This is a genomic window from Pseudoduganella sp. RAF19 (genome assembly GCF_052114165.1).
Classification (GTDB): domain Bacteria; phylum Pseudomonadota; class Gammaproteobacteria; order Burkholderiales; family Burkholderiaceae_D; genus Rugamonas.
The window spans coordinates 126,454-146,258 of sequence record NZ_JBFREF010000008.1 but is presented as its reverse complement, the minus strand read 5'-3'; the positions used below and the strand labels follow the sequence as shown (position 1 = coordinate 146,258).

Sequence of the window (19,805 nt, the reverse complement as noted above, 5' to 3'; positions counted from 1 at the left end):
CCTGCTCAACGGCCGGCACGCTGCGGGCTGCGGCCTGCCGCCTCATCCTGCTCAGCGGCCAGTTTTTGGGCCAGCTCCCTGGCCGCTATCCAACGCCGCGCTGGCGCCGGATGGGCGAAACTGTCGAAATTCGGGTTATCGCTGCTGCGCGCCAGCTTGCGGTAGTAGCCGGCCAGGGCCATCGGCGGCCACCCGGCCCTCGCCGCAAAGCGCATCCCCTCGCGGTCAGCCTCCTCTTCCTGCGCCGCGTTGAAGCCGGCCAGCTTGCGCATCAGGGTATTGTCATTGTCGATCGCGTGCTCGAATTCCGCGTATGGCCGCTCGCCCCACTTCGGCTCCAGCCTCAGTGCCTCATCAAACTCTTTCAGATTGTGCCGCAGCACGGCATGCATGATCTCGTGCGCCAGCAGCATCGCCAGCTCCGCATCATTCAGCCCCAGGTCCACAACATAGGCGCGGCTCACCAGCAGCTTACCGCCTGCCATGGCGAAGGCGTTGGCATCACCGTCCGTGGTCGTATGCAACTCCCAGTTCCAATCCGCCGATTCGGGAAACTCGCGCTTCGCTTGCTCAATCAAGGGCCGCGCCACAGCCTCGACGCGCGCGCCAAAGCGGGCATCGTCATCCAGCCGATACGCGCTGCGCAGCTCTTCAATCCGTTCGCGATAAAGCCTCGCCGAGCCCGCCATCACCTGATCCTGCGTCACCGCCTGCGCGGCTCCCTCAACCAGCATCAGGAGGACAGCGAGACAACAAGCTGACACCGGTATGGAGGTCTTCCTTTGTGTCCCCATGGCAACCATGCAGTAAATAAAAAGCAATACAATTGCCATCATATGACGACATCCCTACGCTACCAAATTACGGCCGCGCTGTTATTGGCCGCCGCCCTTCCCGCCTCCGCCGCAGGCTTCGATTGCAGCAAAGCCAAACAGAATTACGAAAAAGCGATTTGCGAAGACAAGGCGTTGTCCGCTCTGGACGACAAACTCGCCACAACGTATCGCGATTTGCTCAACACATCCGCCGACACGGCCCTTGTCCGCACCAGCCAGCGCGAATGGAACGCAAGCCGCGGCGAGTGCATGCTCGCGGATAAGCCAAAAGCCTGCCTGGCCGAGATGTACAAGCTGCGCATCAATACCATCACGCTGCTTACCAACGCGGTGCAAAAGCCCGATACCTCGGCAAAGCACTTCGAGCTGCCGGGCATTCTGCCGGATCACGTCTTCACCATCCGCCTGCTAACGCAGTGTAAGGCCGCGGACGAATGCACCGGTCCCGCCCTCGTGCAGATCACGCACAAAGATTCAAGCCAGGTCTTGCAGACCATCGCCGTCCCCGACATCCGTATGCACATCCCCGATGGCAAACCGCTGGCCAACTCCAACGCCATGTACGACTACGGCGGGGTTATCAATGGAATGGACTACAACCTGGACGGCAAACTCGATTTCGCTATCCAGACGGGGAACAGCGGTCCCTACTCGCAGCCCAGCTATGACATTTTCCTGAACGAGAGTGACGCCGCCTTCAAACATAGCCCCGCTTTCACACTCTTGTCACTCGATTCGCTGAACTCTATCGACGTCGAAGGCAATCAGCTGGTCACCACCAGCAAGAGCGGCTGCTGCATTCACTACAAAGAGTGGCACAACGTGGTGAACAATAAGCCCGTGCCAGTGCGTCAGTTGGTGCTGGATTCCGCATCCGACGAAAAGTACGACCTGACCATCACCAACGCCTGGAAGAACGGCAAGTGGCAGCGCGTCAGCGTGGAAAAGGACCGGAAGAGCGATTACTGCGAAGAAGAGCTGTGGGAGACTGTTCGAGGCATGGGCCACACCGTCCATGAGAACGTGAAATTCGCCTGTCAGACGGTGCCGGGCAATAAGAAACAGGTAGTCCTCGCGACGGCTCTGACTAAAGGAAAAGCTGACACCCTCCTGGTTATCCTGGGCCGCATCGGCGACGGTAAGCTCATGGCCAGCTATCTGCGCAATCAGCCGTATGGCGGCAGGATCACCGAAGTGCGCCTGATGGACAAGCCAGTCCCACTGGCGCCCGGTGTCAACGGCGTAGAAGTCCTGACCTTCATCGAACAAGGCAATCGCATTTATGCTGTCGCCACCGTCCTTCGCAAAGATGGCGACAAGCTGGTACCCGTGCTCGACAATCTGCTTGCCAACTTCGGCCAGAGCGGCGCGATGCGCCTTCGCTATCTGACGGATCTGAAACCGGTCAGCGAGGGTTCGGCCAAACTGACCGTTCACGAGACTATTCAGGAATCGGCCAGCAAGCCGGCCGTAACGCGGGACGTACCGCTTACCTTCGACGGCACGCGCTATCTTGTGCCGCCCGATATGCAATACAAGCCCTGATCAATTCGGGAGCTCAGCCTTCGGGCTGCTGACACACTACTTCGATATTGTGGCCGTCCGGACCAATCACGAACGCGGCATAGTAGTTCGCGTTGTAGTTCGGACGCAGACCCGGCGCGCCATTGTCCTTGGCGCCCGCTTCCAATGCAGCGCGATGGAAGGCGTCAACCTGCTGGCGGTTCTCCGCGACGAAAGCCAAATGAAGATGCGCCGGCTTCTCGTCGGTTTGGAACAGGCACAAGGAAGTATTGCAGTTCGGACGAATCAGCTCAATGCCGTAAGTCGGCACGCCTTCCCCGGCGATCTCTATACCGAGCGGTTCGAGAGCCTTGAGGTAGAACGCTTTGCTGGCAGCGAAGTCGCTGACGCCGAATTTGACGTGGTCAAACATTAGATCTCCTGAAGAGTATGGGCATCGCGGGCCAGGTGCCAGCGGCCGCCCTGCAATTTGCGGTAAACAGTCATGCGGTATCCGGCGAATCGCATCGTATCGCCGCCTGCGCGCGGCGATATGGTCAAACTGTCGCGCGCCCGTGTGTATGCGACATCGCCTGCCACCACGACCTCCTCCAGCTCGCTGACACAGTCGATAAAATTCTTCTGATGCGCTGCCGGAAGGTTGGCCGAAAATTCGTTCTTGCCAATTGGCGCCTGGCCCGGGCCGATAAGGACGGCGTCGTCCATCAGCAATGTCAGCAAGCACGCCAGATCGCCTGCATTGACGGCTTTGATCCAGGTGGCGTGTACTTCGCAGACTGCGCGTTCATCGGCTTCCATCGGCGGCCTCTTCAAAGTTAAGTTCCACACCGTTCCCTGCCGGGTCGTTGAAGAAAATCTGAACCAGCTGCGTCTCCGGAACGACGCCAACTCTGTACCTGATGCCCCGCCGCGAAAGTTCATGCTCATATGCCGCTCGACCCGTGCAGCTGAAAGCAGCATGGTCAAATGTCCCTTGCGGCTGGGCCACCCGCTCTTCACCAGGACGGGCTTCGGACAAATGCAAGACAGCCTGGCCTCCGGCATAAAGCCAGTAGCCAAAGCTGCGAAATGGCGGCCGCGCCCCTACTTCCAGGCCAACCACGTCGCTGTAGAAATCGCGCAACTCGTCAAGCATCGCCCTTGCGGCGCGTAAGTTGTAATGGCTAAACCCGATGGCAGGCACTTGGACTCCCTTAAACTTGTCGCATTGAACCCGCGTATTCTAAGCCCGATAACCCCACATTAGCATCACTGCGACGACAGCGACAACAGGTACCGAGTGCGACGCGCCAGCCGCTCCGGGCTGTCAAGGTACGCGGATGGCGCATAAGCGATGGCAACCAGCTTTGCCGCCTGCGCTACGTCGAGTCTGTCCGGCCGCACAACTAGCGCATCAAACGCCAGCGCGCCGAGCCCACAGCACAGCAGAAGGCCAACGAGGCAGTAAGCAATCCAGCGCAATGCATTCACGTTTGCTCGCCGCAGTATTCCTTGCGCTTAGCCGGCACGCGCAGGACCTGATCGACATAATAGGTCAACGCCTCCTCCGTGTATTTGGCATCCGGATGCATAGCGACGAAAGGCGCGCCCTGCTGCATCCATGTCGCAACGCAGCTTGCAGTAGGCTGGCTGCTCTCAGCGCACGCAGTGAACGCATCAAACGCGTGGCGGTAAGTCGAGAACATGGCATGGTCCATCGGCAGACCATGGCCCGGCACGAGGGTCTGGAAGTCAAGCTGATCGATCTCGGCCAGCGCCTGGCGCCAGCCTTCAGCGCAGCCGGTATCGAAGAACGGCAGCGGCACGACCACCAGATCGCCGACGAATACGGTCTTGCTGCTCGGGTCGTGAACCCAGACATCGCCCTCGGTCGCAGCGTATTTCGCCAGATGCAGCCGTAGCTCGCGCTCGCCCAATTTAATCGACGTTGGTCCAGTGACGGGATGATCGGGAATCAGATTGGCAGGATCACTGATCGCATTCAGATACAGCCGCGTATCAGCCTTGTTCGCCTCCGGCACGGCCGGATCTGCCAACCGCGCCTTGGCCTTATCGGCATTACGGATCAAAAATCCCTTCAGCGCGCTCTCCACGGCTGTACTCGTATAAAGCCTTGCGCCGGGGTAGGCAGCGCGAATTCGCGCGTTGCCGGTCGAGTGATCCAGGTGCCAATGCGTATTGATGATGGCAGTGATCGGCTTGTTTCGCGCCTTGGCCACGGCGATGATCTTGTCCGTGTGCTCCGGATGACGGCCTGTATCGATGACCACCAATTCCTTCGGCCCTTCGAACACGATTGAGTTCCCATCGGGCTGCACGTCCTCCGGCACTTTGCCTTCAATGAAGGTGTAAGGTGCTTGCGCGGCCGGCGTAGCGCCTAATCCCATGAGCAGTGCCAATGTAGCGATCGTTGCCATTCCACTCCCCTCTTTCTAAGCAGTTGGGACATCCAAACGGCCATTTGCGGCGTCGCCAAGCGTCCGCCGCCATTTCCTTGCACTTGTCACTGGGAACTAGAGGACTTACCACGACGGATTCGCCACAAGGCCAAGCCGAATACCGCCAGACCAACGACCAGCGCTGGCACCAGCGTCACAACAAGATTACCGTCTGGCGTGAGCCACGATACGACTCCAGCCGTGATAAAGGTTGCGACGGCTCCACAAGCGATAGCCAAGAAAGGCACCGTCGACTTTGCGTGTTTATCTTGATTCGGCCTATCCATAATATTGCTTGCTGACGTGGTTGTTCGGCGGCGCTATACAGAGCTTGGGCGCGGCAACACGACCTTACGATAGGAGGTAGGAAATCCCAGGCTGCGCAACACGAGATCAACAACCACCTCTACGACAAAGAGAGCGCCTATGACCGTCCATTCACCAACTGCATCGAAAATCGAGCCAACAAAACTTTCCGGCGCAAGCTTCGCGGTCGCGAGCAAACCGAACATCAATGTGACGAGCAGTATGGAGAGTATCCAGCCAGTCTTCGTCAGTCGAATTTCGGTACGGATCTCCGTGCGGTGCTGCCGCCTCTTCCAGGCGAACCACAGAAAGAACGGCAAGTAGAGGATAACGCCCGCAGCGACGGTGAAGGCAACAAAGATAAAGATGACTTTGCTATCTGGGGACAATGTGAGGACTCCGGGGCTCTATAAGCGCATGCGAAATTGCTGTTTTTGCAAATATTATCACGGAGAAAAAACGGGAAGCAATCTAATGCGTCCCGTCGGTGGAGGAGATTGAATCGAGCGCTGGCGTTCGCGCTTAAGCCTTCCAGACTTCGCGCGGCACTTCGACAGTTGTCTCGCCATCGGTCAGCCAGATCTGGCCGTCCTGGATCGTGCATTGGAGCTGCATGGTGCGCTGGGCCATCTTCTCCAGTGCGGCAGAAACATCGGCGTCGATATTGACCACGCTGACGTTCTTGGCACGGTCGATCTTGGAAGCGATCTGCTTCCACCACACGTGCGAGGCGGAGCTGTACGAATACACCATCACCTTTTCAGAACGGCCGGCGGCCTTGAGCAGGCGGCGTTCGTCCGGCTGGCCGACTTCGATCCACAGCTGGATCGCGCCGGTCAGGTCCATCTGCCACAGGTCCGGTTCCTCGGTATCGGAAATGCCCTTGGCGTTCACCAAGGCCTCATCGGCGTGGATGGCGAAGGCCAGGATGCGGATCATCAGGCGCTCGTCCGTTTCGGACGGATGGCGCGCCAGGGTCAGCAAGTGTGTGCCGTAGTAATTGCGGTCCATGTCCGCAATGGAGAGTTCTGCTTTGTAGATTGTAGATTTGAGAGCCATGAAACTAATTTACTTGAAAATCACAGTACGGTGGCCGTTCTGCAGCACGCGGTGTTCGGTGAACCATTTCACCGCGCGCGCCAGCACCACGCATTCGACATCGCGGCCGATGGCCGACAGGGTTTCTGCACTCATCGAGTGGTCGACGCGTTCCACGTCCTGCTCGATGATCGGACCTTCATCCAGGTCGCTGGTCACGAAGTGTGCCGTAGCGCCGATCAGCTTCACGCCGCGCTGATGCGCCTGCGCGTAAGGCTTGGCGCCTTTGAAGCTGGGCAGGAAGGAGTGGTGAATATTGATCGCCCTGCCCTTCAGCTGCGCGCACAGCGACGGCGACAGAATCTGCATATAGCGCGCCAGCACCACCAGATCGATCTGATGCGAATCCAGCAGCTCGATAATGCGCGCTTCCTGCGCCTGCTTGGCCGTCTCCGGCGCGCCAGCCGCCAGCGGCAGATGATGGAACGGGATGTTGTAGCTGGCCGCCAGCTGGTAGAAGTCCATGTGATTGGACACAATCGCCGGAATCTCGACCGGCAGCAGCCCGCTCTTGTAGCGGAACAGCAGGTCGTTCAGGCAGTGGCCGATCTTGGACACCATCAGCATCACGCGCGGCTTGCGGCCCGCATCGTGCAGCTCGATTTCCATGCCCATCGCCTCGCCGACCGAAGCCAGCGCCGCGCGCAGATCCGCGTCGGTGATGGCCGCATCTTCGCGGGCGAAGTGCACGCGCATGAAGAAGCGCTTGGTTTCCGGGTCGCCGAACTGGGCCGAGTCGATGATGTTGCAGCCGTGCTCAGCCAGGAATCCGGAAACGCGATGGACGATGCCGCGCTGATCGTGGCAGGCTAGCGTGAGGATGTATTCTGGATGGTTCATGGCCGCATTTTCGAATAGGTGAGCCGTCTATTGTCGCATGAACCACAGAAAATCCGGAAATAGCACGTTCGTATTATTTTCAGGTATAGTCTTTCCACCACACCCAACCACAAGGAAAACAACAGATGGAGACAGCCCAATTCCGCCTGGCCGCCCGCCCTGTCGGCATGACCAAGGAAAGCGACTTCGAACGCACCACCGAAACCGTGCGCGAACTGAATGATGGCGAAGTGCTCGTCAAAACCCTCTACCTCTCGCTCGACCCGGCCATGCGCGGCTGGATGAACGATGCCAAGTCCTACATCCGTCCAGTCCAGATCGGCGAAGTGATGCGCGCCGGCGGCCTCGGCGTCGTGGTCGCGTCGAAGTCGGCCAAGTTTGCCGTGGGCGATCACGTGTCCGGCGGACTCGGCGTGCAGACATACTGGCTCGGCGCCGCGGATGACCGCTCGGCCGCGCTGTACAAGATCGAGCCATCGCTCGCGCCCCTGCCGACCTGGCTCAACACGCTGGGCATGCCGGGCATGACGGCTTACTTCGGCCTGCTCGAAGTGGGCCAGCCGCGCTCGGGTGAAACCGTGGTTGTGTCCGGCGCGGCCGGCGCCGTAGGCCAGACGGTGGGCCAGGTTGCCAAGCAACTGGGCTGCCGCGTGGTCGGTATCGCCGGCGGCAAGGACAAGTGCGATATGGTGGTCAACGAGCTCGGCTTCGATGCCTGCATTGACTACAAGAACGGCGACGTGCGCGCCGGCCTGAAGGAACACTGTCCAAATGGCGTTGACGTATACTTCGATAACGTTGGTGGCGACATCCTGGATATAGTCCTGACACGCATCAATATGAAGGCACGCATCGTTATCTGCGGCGCCATCTCTCAATATAACAACACCACCCCCGTCAAGGGTCCGTCCAATTACCTCTCCCTGCTCGTGAACCGTGCGCGCATGGAAGGCATGGTGGTATTCGACTATGCGGACCGCTACCCCGTCGCCGCTGCCGCGCTCGGCAAATGGCTGAAGGAAGGCAAGATCAAGAGCAAGGAAGATGTGGTGCGCGGCATCGAGAATTTTGTGCCTGCACTGAACATGCTGTTCGAAGGGAAAAACTTCGGCAAGCTCATCCTCCAAGTGGCTGATCAATAACCCACCTGATCCTCGGCTCTTTTTGCGCGGCATTTAACCGACTGAAAGGAGCCGAACCATGACTGATGCAATTGCCCTACTCACTGCCGACCACGACAAGGTAAAGCAGCTGTTCCGCGAATACGAGCGCTGCGATCCCTCGCACAAGGGCTTCAAGCTGGACATCGCCCACCAGATCTGCCTTGAACTCACCATCCACACCAATATCGAAGAAGAGCTCTTCTACCCTGCCGTGCGCGCCGAAACGGGCGACGAGCAGCTGGTCGACGAAGCGCTGCAAGAGCATGCCCAGGCCAGGGAGTTGATCGAACAGCTGCGCGACATGAAGCCCGAAGATAACGAGGTGGACAGTACAGTCGCCAAACTGCGCGCCGCCATTGACCACCACGTACAGGAAGAAGAATCCGAGATGTTCCCCAAAGCCCGTTCCAGCGGCGCCGACCTTGCCGAGCTGGGCGCGCAAATGCAGGACCGCAAGGAAGAACTGGAGCACGAACTGGGCGCCGTTCCCGTCCGCAGTAGCGCCAGCAGCGAGGCCGCCGGTGAGCAATCCGCCGTGGGCCAGGCCGGGGCATAAAAAAGACGGAACTTCGCCCGCCGCCACCTCTCCAACCCATCAGAACGGCCACTGCCGTTCCAGGGCCGGACGTCAGCTCCGGATCGATTCCTAGTTTTGGGAGGTGGATGATGGGCGACCAGGAACAAAGCAATACGCAACAACCCAAGGCCAAGCGCGGTTTCGCCGCCATGGACGAATCGACGCAGCGTCAAATCGCCAGCAAAGGCGGCCAGGCCGCCCATCAGAAAGGGACGGCGCACGAGTTCAATTCCGAAGAAGCCCGCCGGGCCGGCCAGAAAGGCGGCGAAGCCGTCAGCCGGAACCGCGAGCACATGGCGGAAATCGGACGCAAAGGGGGAGAAAGCCGGCAATCAGCCCGCGGCAACCGTCAGGCCGACAGCAAGGAGGAAAAAGCTAACCGTTGACGATGGGCTGGGCGATGATCCACAGGCTAAGCAGCGTATAGGCCACCATCAGGGCCAGCATCGGTAGCTGGCTGCGCGCAGCCCGAGCGCCGAATTGGCGCAATGCCGTCTGGTGACCAAGCCAGACGGCGGCGACGTGTCCCGCGACAATTGCGAACAGCGACACATACCACACCATGCGCGCATCGACGATGCCGGGGCGGATGAAGTAAAGCCCCGTGCCAAACAGGTCCCATCCCAGTCCCAGCGGATCGGATGCCAGAGGAATCAGGTACTGCACCGCCATCGCCAGGAACGACAGATAATGCGAAAAGTGATAGGCGATCGCGATCGGCACCAGGGTGAGTACATACCACCCCGCCGTCGCCGTCAGCGGTGCCCCACCGCCGAACCAGGCGATGGCGCGGCATACGGCCAGATAAACCAGCATGAACAGCGAGGGCAACATGAACAGCGCCAATGCACGCGCGCCCTCGGGAGGGAGCGGCATGCGCGATTGAAGATTTAACCAAGCCTGCGTTTCCATCAAACCGTCAAAGCTAACGGAAGCGAGCATCAGCATCACCAGCGCGATGTACGACCAGCCGACGGGGCGATCAACCAGAAGTCCGGCGCCGAATGGGCGCACCTGCCAGCGCCCTTCCTGCACGACGTTCGGTCCAAACCGCGCCAGCAAGCCGAAAACGACGGCAAATACTTCGCCATGCATCAGCCATGTGCCACGTCCGAACAGATACATGCCCAGCCAGGTGAACGCCGAATAGACCAGCATCGCCGTCGCCAGGCTTGCCGGCTGTTCGCTGCCCTCCCAGTTCAATTCCATGTTCACGAACACGAAGAACAGAAGCGCGGCGGGCCACACGCCCAGCCACTGCGGCCACGCCAGCTTACCGGGCCGATCGGCGGCGGCCCAGCGATACAGCGTATCGAGTGGATTCACCACCGCCCACACATCGCCAACGAGGGCGGAAAGATAAGCCATGCCGACCCACCAGATCGCCCAGATCATCGCGGGCGCGATATTCTTGATGGGACTTTGCACGCCGAAGAATCCAGCGAAGAGCACCAGCAAGTACAGAAGCAACACGATCAGCCGTGCGGCCGCAGCCAGCGTGCCTGCCATCGGAATCCGCATCAGCATGGTCGCCTGGCCTGGCTCTCGCGGCGCCGCCCGGCGCTGCGCGGCAAGCAGTGCGAATGTCACGGCGACGGTGGCGCCGGCGCCGGCCATGAACATCCAGAGTGGCAACGGCAAATCGAAGCGCTGGCCGAAGCCGTGCGCAAAGGCAGGGAGCGGGACGATGGCTGCCAGCAGCCAGCGCTTCATCGCGGCACGACTTCCAGATAAAGCAGCGTGGGACCGTGGCGATGGCCGGCGCCGTGCGTCGCCAGCGGGAAGCGTCCCAGCGTATTCGCCATCAATTTCATACGCCCCGGCGTGTTGGGCTTGAGCGACAGCGGCACATCGTAGCCATGCAAGTGCACATCGAGCGCCGCATCGCTGCGCAGTTCCAGCACCAGCGTATCGCCTTGCGTCACGCGCACCGTGGGCGCCGGATTGGCAATGCGCTGCTGCCTTACTTCAAAGCTGACGTGCTGCTCCGCCGCCCACACAGGGGCGCTTGCGAGCAGCGCTGCCGACAAGCAGAGAAGGCGGAAAGGTCCCATGTGGCGATTCTACCGCAGCTTAAATTTCGGTCAATTACCCTGATACCAAAAGGCGTAGAATTCAAAGGTTGATCCCTCAACCTGACAGGAAGGTGGTGAATCATGCGCATCCGGTCCCTGCTTCCCCTCGCCTTTGGCCTGTGCTTCCACGGCTGGGCAAGCGCCGAAATTCTGGCGATGATGAATTACGAAACCAAGTCTCCTGAGTCGCTCAAATCCCTCAAGAATCCAGTCGCTCCGGCAGCACGCAAGGAAGGCATCGCGATAGTCGATGTCGATCCGCATTCCAAGTCCTTCGGAAAAATCGTCAAGGACATTCCCCTGCCCGCAGATCTCGTGGCCCACCACATCTTCTACAACCACGATATGAGCAAGGCCTATGTTACTGCGCTCGGCAAGCCCGAACTGCGCGTGATGGACATGAAGTCGAAAGACTACGCCATGCAAACGGTGAGCATACCGACTTGCAATGTCGGCGAGGACGTTGCCTTCTCGCCCGATCACAAGCACTGGTACGTGAGCTGCATGGGTACGCAGAGCATGGTGGTCGGCGATGTGCAGACCAATAAAGTGCTATCAACGATCAAGGTTGCAGCACCTTATCCGCACGGCCTGGCCGTATCAGGCGCCGCCGACCGCACGCTGCTGACCTCCACGGTGCGAGCATCCGATCTTGGCGACGCCGGAGAAGTCATCAGCGCCGTCGAAACCAGCACTGGCAAAGTGCTCGGCACCTACAAGGTATCGAAGAAAGCCTCGCCCGCCGGTGAAGCACCAGTGGAGATTCTGTTCGTACCGAACGCAAGGCCCGCAATCGCCTACGTCACCAATATGTATGGCGGCACCTTGTGGACCGCAAGTTGGAAGCCCGAGAAAAAAGATTTCGAAGTCGCCCAGGCCTATGACTTCGCCGACCTGAAAGCTGGCGTACCGCTTGAAATCTACTTCAACAAGAACGGTTCGCGCATGTATGTGACGACCGCCAAACCTGGGCACCTGCACATCTTTGACATCTCGTCGAAGGTTGGCGAACCGAAGCTGGTGAAATCCATCCCCGCCGCCGAGGGCGCCCACCACGTCGCCTTCACGAAGGACGGCAAATACGCCTTCGTCCAGAACGCGCTACTGAATCTTCCCGGAATGAGTGATGGTGCTGTGACCGTGGTCGACCTGCAAAGCGGTACTGCAGTGGCGAGCATGGACACGCTCAAGAACGCCGGCCTCAATCCCAACAGCATCGTCCTCCTCCCGCAATGGAACGACCTGATGGGCCACTAAAATTCGGGAGCGTCAGCGGACGTCGGCTGGGCGGCTATGGACAGTGGGTATCGCGTTCCAGTACCAGTAGAAGTAGCCGCCCTTGTCCAGCAACAGCGTCTCCGTGACGATGCTGTTTTGGCGGATATCGCCCCAGCACGCGCGTGCGGAGTTGCGGTTGTTGTGCAGATCGATGCACTCGGCATCCGGCGACGAGGGCATCGGCGGAATATACAGCGCGCAGCCTCGCGGTACCCACAGGTCGGCCAGGCGAATTTTGCCCAGCTTCGGCCAGTAGCGGCCGACGGATGTCACCAGCGGCTGCCAGGGATCGATCGACGCGAAGACGTGCGGGAAGTCGTGGTGTTCGAGGTCGGTGCAGACGACGCTGAGCAGCTGGTCTCCGGTTTTTTGGTACGGCGACCAGTGGCCTGCGAACACGCCGTATTCGTAATCGATGTGCTGCAATTTGGGCACCGGGCTTTCAATCCTGATCGCCTGCCCCGGCTCAATCAGCGTAATGCCAAACGCTGCGGCGACATCGCGCGTCGCCCACATTGGTTCGAACACCACTTCCTTCGCGCCGATGCCAAACTGTGTCTCGGTGCCGAACTTCGCGTTTTTCCTGACACCCAATATGTCGGCCACAACGTACTCATTGCCCATTGCGATAGCCGGATCGACGGCCGCCGGCTGCAGTGGCTTAACACGCGGCGGCAGCTTGCTCAGGTACTTCGGCACACCGGCGTCATTGTAGAAATAGGGCTTTTTGGCGATATTGACATCGCTCCTGTGCAGCTCATTGATACCGACCGGCGTTGCAAACTTCATCTTCACTCCACTATTAATTGCGGCTGCTCTGCAACCTCGGCAGGCACCACGAAGTCTGCCGGCCCGCGCTTGCCTTCCGCGCCGGGATAGAAGACTTTCCACGCGCCCGGCGCGCCGCTGCTGGCGATCAGCGAACCCAATATCTTGAATCTCAATTCCTTCATGTCAGACCTCCGCAAAGCCGCGTCGTGATACCATTCGCGCCTCCATGAAATACCTCAGCGCCTATTCCGAACAGACTTTGCAGCAGGTTCAGCTCCTGATCGATCAGGACCGCCTCGGCGAAGTGCTAGTGAAACGTTATCCGAAAGCTCACGATATCCGCACGGATCGTGGACTGTATGACTACGTCCAGGATCTGAAGACGGAATACCTGCGCAGTTCCGCGCCGATCGACAAGGTGGCTTACGACAGCAAGATCCACGTGATCAATCACGCTCTTGGCCTGCACACGGCCATCTCACGCGTCCAGGGCGGCAAGCTGAAGGCCAAGCACGAGATCCGCGTGGCGACCATGTTCAAGGACGTGCCGCTGGAATTCCTGCGCATGATCGCAGTACACGAGCTGGCGCACCTGAAGGAAAAGCAGCACGACAAGGCCTTCTACAAGCTGTGCACCTACATGGAGCCCAACTACCACCAGTATGAGTTCGATGTGCGCCTTTACCTCACGCAGCTCGATCTCTCAAGCGGCCAGAAGCTCTGGGCTTAGCGAATCCACTTCGCCACGTTTTCGGGACGCGGTTCGCGCAGGCGTTCAATCAGCTTCTGCGGGACTTCTTCCACCATCATCAGCGCCGCGTGCTGCGGGCGGATGAAGCCTTGCTCGCTGGCGTGGCCGATGAACTGAACCAGGTGGTTGTAGAAGCCGTCCACATTCAGCAGGCCGACCGGCTTGGAATGAATGCCCAGCTGCGACCAGGTCAGCATCTCGAACAGTTCTTCCAGCGTGCCCATCCCGCCCGGCATGGCGATGAAACCATCCGACAACTGGGCCATCATGGCTTTACGTTCGTGCATGTCCTTGACGATGAACTGGCGCGTCAGGCCGGTGTGCCCTACTTCGCGCTCCATCAGCGCGGTGGGGATCACGCCCGTCACTTCGCCGCCCAGGCGCAGCACTTCGTCCGCAATCACGCCCATCAGGCCGACGTTGCCGCCGCCATAGACCAGGCCCAGATTCTGTTCCACCAGCGCGGCTGCCAGGCCACGCGCACCTTCCGCGTAGAGCGGAGTGACGCCAGCATTGGCGCCGCAGTACACACAAATCGATTTCATTTCAGCTTCTTCAAATATTCTTCAGACAGTTTCTGGAACAGGACGCTGGTTTCGCCCCGCAGATAAGGGCCGATCTGCGACAGCACCTGATAGCAGCCGCGCGCCAGCGCATCGGCGATCGATTGCTGTTCCGAGTATTTGCGCGGATTGCGCACGAATTCATAGGACAGCCAATACGTCGCCACCACCACCATATTCACGCTCATGGCGTCGATGGCCATATCGCTGGCTTCCAGCGAACCTTCCGTGCGCAGGTCGACGCACAGATTCTTGGCCACCTTGATCTTGTGGGCCAGCAGTTCCTTGAACTCCAGTTCCAGCTTGCGGTTGCGCGACAGAAGATCGTTCAGGTCGCGGTAGAAGAAGCGGTAGCGCCAGATCAGTTCAAACATCAGGTGCAGGTAGAGCCACACGTCCTCGATATTCGAGCGGCGGCCACTGGGCACCTGCAGCATGCGCTCTGCCTCCGCCTTGAACTGGACGAAGATGGAGTTGACGATATCGTCCTTGTTGCGGAAATGGTAGTAGAGGTTCCCGGGCGAGATGTTCATCTCTTCCGCGATCACGGTGGTCGTAATATTCGGCTCACCGAACTCGTTAAACAAGCGCAGCGAGAGTTCCAGAATGCGTTCGCGGGTTCGTCTAGGAGCTTTTTGTTGCATGGCAGGGGTCTCTATTGGCACCCCTGCAAGGATATCATTGTTGAGCGTCAGGCAACAGGCTTGCGGGATGCGGTCTTTTTTGCCGTGGTTTTTTTCGCAGCGGGCTTTTTTGCCGCCGGCCTGGCCGCCACAGGCTTCTTGGCGGGCTTGCCGCCGAGCGCCTCCACCTCGCGGCTCAGCTCTTCCACCCGGGCAGTCAGCGCGTCAATCTCCTTGCGCATGGGGACTCCGATCGATTCCAGCGCCCGCGTCACGCGCTCCTGGAACACCTGCTCCAGCGTGTTGACGGTTTCCTCGACATGGCCTGCCTTATCGCCCGCAACGCCGCGTGTGCGCTGCTGCAGGTCGGTGAATGCGCCCAGGCCCGCCTGCCAGATCTGTTTCGCGGATGAGCGCACGGCCTTGGTCATATGGTCCTCGCTCTTTTCCTGAGTCTTGGTCTTCTTGGCCATTTACTCTCTCCTCGAATGTCCGTTTATTGTAATCGAGACAATCTAGAAGACGGCATCTAAAGCTAGTGATTGCGCGCCACTTCTTCCTGTGGCAAAGGGTAGCCCGGCATCCATTTGTGGTAGATGCGCTGGAACGTACCGTCGCGCTTCATCTCGCGCAGCGCGTCGGCCCAGGCCTTGATGGTGGATTCGGGCGTGCCATTCGAGAAGGCAAAGTACGCGTTGAAGGCGCCCGCGCGCTTGATCTCTTCCACGTCCTCGCGCTTGTAGCCCTCATGCTCCAGCGCCGGACCGGCCAGCTCTTCGCCATCGAACCACAGGTCGAAACGCTTCAGCATCAGCATGCGCGCGGCCGTTTCGCTGGATACCGGATCGTCCGTCACGTTGTATCCCTGCCGGCGCGCCTGCTCGATAAATATGGAGCCGCGGCGCGCGCCCGCGCGCAGCTTGCGGATATCGTCGCCCATGGCATGCAGTTCCTGCGCCCTCTCCTTCAGCGCAAAAATGCCGACATAAGCCACGAAGATCGGGCCGACATAAGTGTAGTGCTGGTCGCGCTCCGCCGTGTGCGCCAGCGGCATTACCATCACGTTGGGCGTGACATTGCCGATGGTGATGGCGCGCGCCAGCGTGCGCAATTCGACTTCCGAGCGCACGCCGATGCGCAACTGAAGCTGATCCACCAGTTCAATCAGCATGCCATCCGCATGGTCGCCGTTGCGGAAGCTAAGCGGCTTGTTCTCCATCGCGAGGATGCGCAAGCCCTCCTCGGCTGCCACGCTGCAAGCCATGACCGTCGACAGCAGCAGACCGGCCAGCCATGGGGAGTACATGGCCAGCCTCGCGCATCATGCTGCGACCTGTGCGGTCGCGCGCAACTGGCTGTGCAGGCGGAATCCCTCGCGGATATTCTCGCGCAGCACAGCGCCCTTCCAGGGCTTGGTGTAGAAGCGGTCGATGGCGCCATGGTTGATGGCCGCCATGATCGGCGTCAGGTCCGCATAGGCCGACAGCATGATGCGGAAGGTGTCCGGCGCCAGGTTCTTCACCCGCTCCATGAACTCCGTGCCGCTCATCATGGGCATGCACTGGTCGCACAAGATCACCTGCACCCTATGCCGGGCAAGAACATCAAAGCCTTCCGCTGCTGTTTGTGCGGTGAGGATGCGGTAGCCGTCCTGCGCCAGGAAATCGCTCAGCACATCGAGCATGAAGGCATCGTCGTCCACAATCAGCAAGGTTTGCTGATCGACGATGCTCTCGTCCACCGGCGCTTGCAAGTGGCGGCCTTCACGCAGCATCAGTTCGAATTCCTCGGCCGGTACGGGGCGGCTGAAGTAATAGCCCTGCATCTCATCGCAATCGTGGCGGCGCAGGTAGGACAGTTGCGCGTCCTTCTCCACACCTTCCGCGATCACTTTCAGCTTCATGCTGTGCGCCATATTGATGATGGCCAGCACAATCGCCGCATCGTCCGGATTGCTGGTCACTTCACGCACGAAGGCGATATCGATCTTCAGCTTGTCGATCGGGAAGCGCTTCAGGTAAGCCAGCGAAGAATAGCCGGTGCCGAAATCGTCAATGGAAATCTTGATGCCCAGCGCCTTCAGGTTCTGCAGCACCGTGATGGTTTCCTCGGCATTGGACATCAGCGAACTTTCCGTCAGCTCCAGTTCCAGCAGCTCCGGTGCGATATCGTGCTCCTTGATGGCGCGCATCACCTCTTCTTCCAGTCCGCCCACGAAGAACTGAATGCCGGACACGTTCACCGACAAATGCACCGCGCCCGTCTTGGACCGGTTCCACTCCGCGATCTTGCGGCAAGCCTCGTGAATCACCCAAGTGCCGACGCGCACGATCAGCCCCGTCTCTTCCAGCAGCGGAATGAACAGGGCCGGCGACACCATGCCATGCCCCGGGCGCTGCCAGCGGATCAGCGCCTCGGCGCCACTGATGCGGCCCGTGGCGATATGCACTTTCGGCTGGAAGTACAGCACGAATTCTTCGTTGTCGATCGCGCGGCGCAGCGCGTTTTCCATATCGAGCCGCGCCAGCGATTGCGCGTTCATCTCCGCGGTGAAGAAGCGGAAGGCATCGCGGCCGGCTTCCTTGGCGCGGTACATGGCCGTGTCGGCGTACTGGATCAGGGTATCGGGATCGGTGCCATCATCCGGGAACACGGAGATACCGATGGACGCGGTCACCGTGACTTCATGCCCTTTCAGGTCGAAGGGATGGCGCATCGCTTCGCGAATCTTGTCGACGACTGCAATCGCGTTCTGCGCGCCCTCCGGCAGCATCAGGATGGCTGCGAACTCGTCGCCGCCGAAACGGCCAATGGTGTCGCGCACACGCAGGCAATCCACCAGGCGGCTGGAGAACTGAATCAGCAGCTCATCGCCGATGGTATGGCCCAGCGTGTCGTTGATATTCTTGAAGCGGTCCATGTCGATGAACAGCACGGCCAGCGCCCAGTTGTGCTCACCGGCCTGCTTCAGCGAATGCGCAAGCGAATCGTAGAACTGGCTGCGGTTCGGCAGATTGGTCAAGGTGTCGAAGTGGGCCAGTTTCAGCAAGCGCTTCTCGGCTTCCTTGCGCTCCGTGATGTCGCGCGCCACCGCCACCAGAATCCAGTTCTGGCCCGAACGCAGGGTGCGGCGCTGCACTTCCACCGACAGCGAACTGCCGTCCTTGCACTGCAGGAGCAGTTCTGCCATGGCGCCGCTCTGATCACCGGCCAGCAATTTGTCGTACAGATCTTCCAGCGGCACCAGATCGGGAATGGTGGACTTGTTCGGCCCCACGCGCAGGAAATCGTCGCGCTCGTAGCCCAGCATGCGGCAGGCTGTCACGTTCACGTCGATGAAGCACATGTTCGCGCGGTCCACCAGGAAGATGCCGTCGGCGGTCGCATCCATCGCGAGACGGAAACGGCGCAAGTCTTCATCCAGGCGGATGCGCGCATTCATGTCCAGCTGCAGCTGGGCGTGGTGACGGCGGATCTCGTCATACAGCAGCAGATTTTCGTAAGCGACCGCGATCTGCGCCGCCACGGTCGACGCCACGCGCTCATCGACTTCACTGAATTCGCTCGCGCCCAGCTTATCCACCAGATACAGCCAGCCATGCACACGCTCGCGCGAGGCAATCGGCACGCCGAGGAAGGAATGCACCGGAGGATGGCGCTCCGGCAGGCCAATTTCGGTCGCAGGTCCCGGCAGTTCACTCATGCGCACCGGCACGCGCTGCTCCAGCAAAGCGTTCAGTATGCCGGCGCGCGGGGTCTCCGCAATCACGGACGCCTGTTCGCTGGTGCCGCACGTCGCGAAAAAGCTCATCTCTTCCGCAGCCGGTTCCAGCACGCCAATGCAGGCGTAGCGCGACACGCAAATATTCTGCGCCACGCGGCCGCCGATTTCGATCAGCGCCTGCGGATCACGTTCGGCGCCCAGATCGATCCCCAGTTCAATCAGCGATGTCAAACGCAAGCTCACCGCCTGCAGGCTGGAGAGGGAGCGCGACAGGCGCTGCGTCATCTGCGTCAGATGCTCCGGCTCGGACTCCTTTACTTCACCATTGGTGGCAAGGTGTGTAATCAGCTGGCTGCTCGATTCCAGTTCATCGAGATACTCGGCGACCTTGTTCTCGATATCCACCAGCCGGTTCTCGGACGGCGGCTCGGGCGCAAAGGCCGGCACGGTTTCTTCCTGCTCCGCCACACCCAGCGCTTCATGCACCGTTTTCAGAATCACGTCCGGATCGGAAGGTTTCGGCAAGACCCAGCGCACACCGCAGGCTTCCGCCACCGCCATCGCTTCCCGCTCGCGGTAGGTCGCGGTGTAGAAGATGATGGGTACGTCCGCAGTTTTCGGATTGGCCTTCATGCGGCTGACGAATTCGTAGCCGTCCATATTCGGCATCAGAATGTCCGAGATCACCAGATCCGGACGTTCCGTTTCCATGACCTTCAAACCATCGATGCCGCTGGATGCTTCCAGCAGCCGGTGGCCGCTGTAGCCCAGCAAGGTCATGAGGAATTCGCGATTCAGCACATGGTCATCGACAATCAGAATCGTGGCGATGTCGTTTTCACCTCGGGGCGACATCTCCCCGGGTAAAAAAGACTCGATCTGTGTGACGAAAGTATCCGGCTCGATCGGCTTGCCGATATAGCCGTCAAAACCTGCCGCCAATAGTTTTTCGCGGTCGCCCACCATGGCCAGTGCGGTCACCGCCAGCGTGGGAATGGCTTTCAGTTCCGGGTCCTGCTTCAGGCGCGACACCACGCCGTAGCCATCCAGCTTGGGCAGGTGCACATCGCAAATAATGAGGTCCGGTTTTTCGCGGCCTGCTGCGGCAACGCCTTCTTCGCCATCGTGCGCCATCAATGGCTGATAGCCGAAAGCGCGCAGCAGGTACACCATCAACTCCATATTGGTGGGGTTGTCTTCGATGATAAGGATGCGGGCTGACACGTTGGCGCTCCTAA

General features: G+C 59.9%; 23 protein-coding genes. 6 read left to right on the top strand and 17 right to left on the bottom strand.

Annotated elements, in window-relative coordinates:
• Positions 1–5: 5 nt before the first annotated feature.
• Positions 6–734, bottom strand: a complete 729-nt coding sequence (locus AB4Z19_RS21605; protein WP_442027602.1) for a M48 family metalloprotease — start codon at positions 732–734, stop codon at positions 6–8.
• 102 nt (positions 735–836) lie between these two features.
• Between AB4Z19_RS21605 and AB4Z19_RS21600 the strand changes: the two genes are divergently transcribed.
• Positions 837–2,381 carry a lysozyme inhibitor LprI family protein gene (locus AB4Z19_RS21600; RefSeq protein ID WP_442035950.1) on the top strand — a complete coding sequence of 515 codons (1,545 nt, stop codon included), beginning with the start codon at positions 837–839 and terminating at the stop codon, positions 2,379–2,381.
• Positions 2,382–2,394: 13 nt separating this feature from the next.
• On the opposite strand, the gene AB4Z19_RS21595 is transcribed toward AB4Z19_RS21600, so the two are convergent.
• The 7 genes from AB4Z19_RS21595 to purU form a co-directional block, all read right to left on the bottom strand.
• Entirely contained in the window at positions 2,395–2,772 is a 378-nt protein-coding gene (locus AB4Z19_RS21595; protein WP_442027600.1) for a VOC family protein, read from the bottom strand.
• The gene (locus AB4Z19_RS21590; RefSeq protein ID WP_442027599.1) at positions 2,772–3,158 is read right to left on the bottom strand and encodes a YybH family protein; all 387 of its coding nucleotides are present in this window, start codon (positions 3,156–3,158) and stop codon (positions 2,772–2,774) included. Before AB4Z19_RS21590 ends, AB4Z19_RS21595 begins: the two co-directional genes overlap by 1 nt.
• Entirely contained in the window at positions 3,145–3,543 is a 399-nt protein-coding gene (locus AB4Z19_RS21585; protein WP_442027598.1) for a VOC family protein, read from the bottom strand. Before AB4Z19_RS21585 ends, AB4Z19_RS21590 begins: the two co-directional genes overlap by 14 nt.
• A 283-nt stretch (positions 3,544–3,826) precedes the next feature.
• A complete protein-coding gene (locus AB4Z19_RS21580) occupies positions 3,827–4,777 on the bottom strand; it encodes an MBL fold metallo-hydrolase (protein WP_442035949.1) in 951 nt (316 codons plus the stop codon).
• 341 nt (positions 4,778–5,118) lie between these two features.
• Positions 5,119–5,493 carry a hypothetical protein gene (locus AB4Z19_RS21575; RefSeq protein ID WP_442035948.1) on the bottom strand — a complete coding sequence of 125 codons (375 nt, stop codon included), beginning with the start codon at positions 5,491–5,493 and terminating at the stop codon, positions 5,119–5,121.
• A 133-nt stretch (positions 5,494–5,626) separates the two neighbouring features.
• A complete protein-coding gene (locus AB4Z19_RS21570) occupies positions 5,627–6,163 on the bottom strand; it encodes a YaeQ family protein (RefSeq protein WP_442035947.1) in 537 nt (178 codons plus the stop codon).
• 9 nt (positions 6,164–6,172) lie between these two features.
• Complete coding sequence (gene purU / locus AB4Z19_RS21565) at positions 6,173–7,042, bottom strand: formyltetrahydrofolate deformylase (RefSeq protein WP_442035946.1); 870 nt, start codon at positions 7,040–7,042, stop codon at positions 6,173–6,175.
• Positions 7,043–7,167: 125 nt separating this feature from the next.
• Between purU and AB4Z19_RS21560 the strand changes: the two genes are divergently transcribed.
• The 3 genes from AB4Z19_RS21560 (at position 7,168) to AB4Z19_RS21550 (ending at position 9,168) form a co-directional block, all read left to right on the top strand.
• On the top strand, positions 7,168–8,184 hold the full coding sequence (locus AB4Z19_RS21560) for an NADP-dependent oxidoreductase (RefSeq protein WP_442035945.1): 1,017 nt from the start codon (positions 7,168–7,170) through the stop codon (positions 8,182–8,184).
• Between the two features lie 58 nt (positions 8,185–8,242).
• Positions 8,243–8,761 carry a hemerythrin domain-containing protein gene (locus AB4Z19_RS21555; protein ID WP_442027658.1) on the top strand — a complete coding sequence of 173 codons (519 nt, stop codon included), beginning with the start codon at positions 8,243–8,245 and terminating at the stop codon, positions 8,759–8,761.
• 107 nt (positions 8,762–8,868) lie between these two features.
• Positions 8,869–9,168: a KGG domain-containing protein gene (locus tag AB4Z19_RS21550; RefSeq protein ID WP_442027660.1), complete on the top strand. Its 300-nt coding sequence runs from the start codon at positions 8,869–8,871 to the stop codon at positions 9,166–9,168.
• Here the strand turns inward: AB4Z19_RS21550 and AB4Z19_RS21545 are convergent.
• Positions 9,158–10,495, bottom strand: a complete 1,338-nt coding sequence (locus AB4Z19_RS21545) for a hypothetical protein (protein WP_442027662.1) — start codon at positions 10,493–10,495, stop codon at positions 9,158–9,160. The two genes, AB4Z19_RS21550 and AB4Z19_RS21545, sit on opposite strands and share 11 nt — an antisense overlap.
• Positions 10,492–10,836, bottom strand: a complete 345-nt coding sequence (locus AB4Z19_RS21540; protein ID WP_442027664.1) for a hypothetical protein — start codon at positions 10,834–10,836, stop codon at positions 10,492–10,494. Before AB4Z19_RS21540 ends, AB4Z19_RS21545 begins: the two co-directional genes overlap by 4 nt.
• Positions 10,837–10,938: 102 nt before the next feature.
• On the opposite strand from AB4Z19_RS21540, the gene AB4Z19_RS21535 reads away from it, so the two are divergent.
• On the top strand, positions 10,939–12,114 hold the full coding sequence (locus AB4Z19_RS21535) for a hypothetical protein (RefSeq protein ID WP_442035944.1): 1,176 nt from the start codon (positions 10,939–10,941) through the stop codon (positions 12,112–12,114).
• 12 nt (positions 12,115–12,126) lie between these two features.
• Here the strand turns inward: AB4Z19_RS21535 and AB4Z19_RS21530 are convergent, their stop codons facing one another.
• The gene (locus AB4Z19_RS21530; RefSeq protein WP_442027667.1) at positions 12,127–12,924 is read right to left on the bottom strand and encodes a hypothetical protein; all 798 of its coding nucleotides are present in this window, start codon (positions 12,922–12,924) and stop codon (positions 12,127–12,129) included.
• Positions 12,925–12,926: 2 nt separating this feature from the next.
• On the bottom strand, positions 12,927–13,088 hold the full coding sequence (locus AB4Z19_RS21525) for a DUF7661 family protein (protein WP_442035943.1): 162 nt from the start codon (positions 13,086–13,088) through the stop codon (positions 12,927–12,929).
• A gap of 44 nt (positions 13,089–13,132) precedes the next feature.
• Between AB4Z19_RS21525 and AB4Z19_RS21520 the strand changes: the two genes are divergently transcribed.
• On the top strand, positions 13,133–13,636 hold the full coding sequence (locus AB4Z19_RS21520; protein ID WP_442024781.1) for a YgjP-like metallopeptidase domain-containing protein: 504 nt from the start codon (positions 13,133–13,135) through the stop codon (positions 13,634–13,636).
• Here AB4Z19_RS21520 and AB4Z19_RS21515 read toward each other — a convergent pair.
• From AB4Z19_RS21515 to AB4Z19_RS21495, 5 genes are all read right to left on the bottom strand, one after another.
• Positions 13,633–14,202 carry a TIGR00730 family Rossman fold protein gene (locus AB4Z19_RS21515; protein ID WP_442024779.1) on the bottom strand — a complete coding sequence of 190 codons (570 nt, stop codon included), beginning with the start codon at positions 14,200–14,202 and terminating at the stop codon, positions 13,633–13,635. The two genes, AB4Z19_RS21520 and AB4Z19_RS21515, sit on opposite strands and share 4 nt — an antisense overlap.
• Positions 14,199–14,864: a TetR/AcrR family transcriptional regulator gene (locus tag AB4Z19_RS21510; protein WP_442024777.1), complete on the bottom strand. Its 666-nt coding sequence runs from the start codon at positions 14,862–14,864 to the stop codon at positions 14,199–14,201. Before AB4Z19_RS21510 ends, AB4Z19_RS21515 begins: the two co-directional genes overlap by 4 nt.
• A gap of 47 nt (positions 14,865–14,911) precedes the next feature.
• Positions 14,912–15,316: a phasin family protein gene (locus AB4Z19_RS21505; RefSeq protein WP_442024775.1), complete on the bottom strand. Its 405-nt coding sequence runs from the start codon at positions 15,314–15,316 to the stop codon at positions 14,912–14,914.
• Between the two features lie 62 nt (positions 15,317–15,378).
• Positions 15,379–16,149, bottom strand: a complete 771-nt coding sequence (locus AB4Z19_RS21500; protein ID WP_442024773.1) for a substrate-binding periplasmic protein — start codon at positions 16,147–16,149, stop codon at positions 15,379–15,381.
• A 15-nt stretch (positions 16,150–16,164) separates the two neighbouring features.
• Positions 16,165–19,791, bottom strand: coding sequence for an EAL domain-containing protein (locus tag AB4Z19_RS21495; RefSeq protein ID WP_442024771.1), 3,627 nt, complete (start codon positions 19,789–19,791; stop codon positions 16,165–16,167).
• Positions 19,792–19,805 lie beyond the last annotated feature (14 nt).

Coding starts and splice junctions, on each gene's coding strand:
- AB4Z19_RS21605 (WP_442027602.1), bottom strand. CDS start 734: ATGCTGGTTGAGGGAGCCGCGCAGGCGGTGACGCAGGATCAGGTGATG.
- AB4Z19_RS21600 (WP_442035950.1), top strand. CDS start 837: ATGACGACATCCCTACGCTACCAAATTACGGCCGCGCTGTTATTGGCC.
- AB4Z19_RS21595 (WP_442027600.1), bottom strand. CDS start 2,772: ATGTTTGACCACGTCAAATTCGGCGTCAGCGACTTCGCTGCCAGCAAA.
- AB4Z19_RS21590 (WP_442027599.1), bottom strand. CDS start 3,158: ATGGAAGCCGATGAACGCGCAGTCTGCGAAGTACACGCCACCTGGATC.
- AB4Z19_RS21580 (WP_442035949.1), bottom strand. CDS start 4,777: ATGGCAACGATCGCTACATTGGCACTGCTCATGGGATTAGGCGCTACG.
- AB4Z19_RS21570 (WP_442035947.1), bottom strand. CDS start 6,163: ATGGCTCTCAAATCTACAATCTACAAAGCAGAACTCTCCATTGCGGAC.
- purU (WP_442035946.1), bottom strand. CDS start 7,042: ATGAACCATCCAGAATACATCCTCACGCTAGCCTGCCACGATCAGCGC.
- AB4Z19_RS21560 (WP_442035945.1), top strand. CDS start 7,168: ATGGAGACAGCCCAATTCCGCCTGGCCGCCCGCCCTGTCGGCATGACC.
- AB4Z19_RS21555 (WP_442027658.1), top strand. CDS start 8,243: ATGACTGATGCAATTGCCCTACTCACTGCCGACCACGACAAGGTAAAG.
- AB4Z19_RS21550 (WP_442027660.1), top strand. CDS start 8,869: ATGATGGGCGACCAGGAACAAAGCAATACGCAACAACCCAAGGCCAAG.
- AB4Z19_RS21545 (WP_442027662.1), bottom strand. CDS start 10,495: ATGAAGCGCTGGCTGCTGGCAGCCATCGTCCCGCTCCCTGCCTTTGCG.
- AB4Z19_RS21540 (WP_442027664.1), bottom strand. CDS start 10,836: ATGGGACCTTTCCGCCTTCTCTGCTTGTCGGCAGCGCTGCTCGCAAGC.
- AB4Z19_RS21535 (WP_442035944.1), top strand. CDS start 10,939: ATGCGCATCCGGTCCCTGCTTCCCCTCGCCTTTGGCCTGTGCTTCCAC.
- AB4Z19_RS21530 (WP_442027667.1), bottom strand. CDS start 12,924: ATGAAGTTTGCAACGCCGGTCGGTATCAATGAGCTGCACAGGAGCGAT.
- AB4Z19_RS21525 (WP_442035943.1), bottom strand. CDS start 13,088: ATGAAGGAATTGAGATTCAAGATATTGGGTTCGCTGATCGCCAGCAGC.
- AB4Z19_RS21520 (WP_442024781.1), top strand. CDS start 13,133: ATGAAATACCTCAGCGCCTATTCCGAACAGACTTTGCAGCAGGTTCAG.
- AB4Z19_RS21515 (WP_442024779.1), bottom strand. CDS start 14,202: ATGAAATCGATTTGTGTGTACTGCGGCGCCAATGCTGGCGTCACTCCG.
- AB4Z19_RS21510 (WP_442024777.1), bottom strand. CDS start 14,864: ATGCAACAAAAAGCTCCTAGACGAACCCGCGAACGCATTCTGGAACTC.
- AB4Z19_RS21505 (WP_442024775.1), bottom strand. CDS start 15,316: ATGGCCAAGAAGACCAAGACTCAGGAAAAGAGCGAGGACCATATGACC.
- AB4Z19_RS21500 (WP_442024773.1), bottom strand. CDS start 16,149: ATGTACTCCCCATGGCTGGCCGGTCTGCTGCTGTCGACGGTCATGGCT.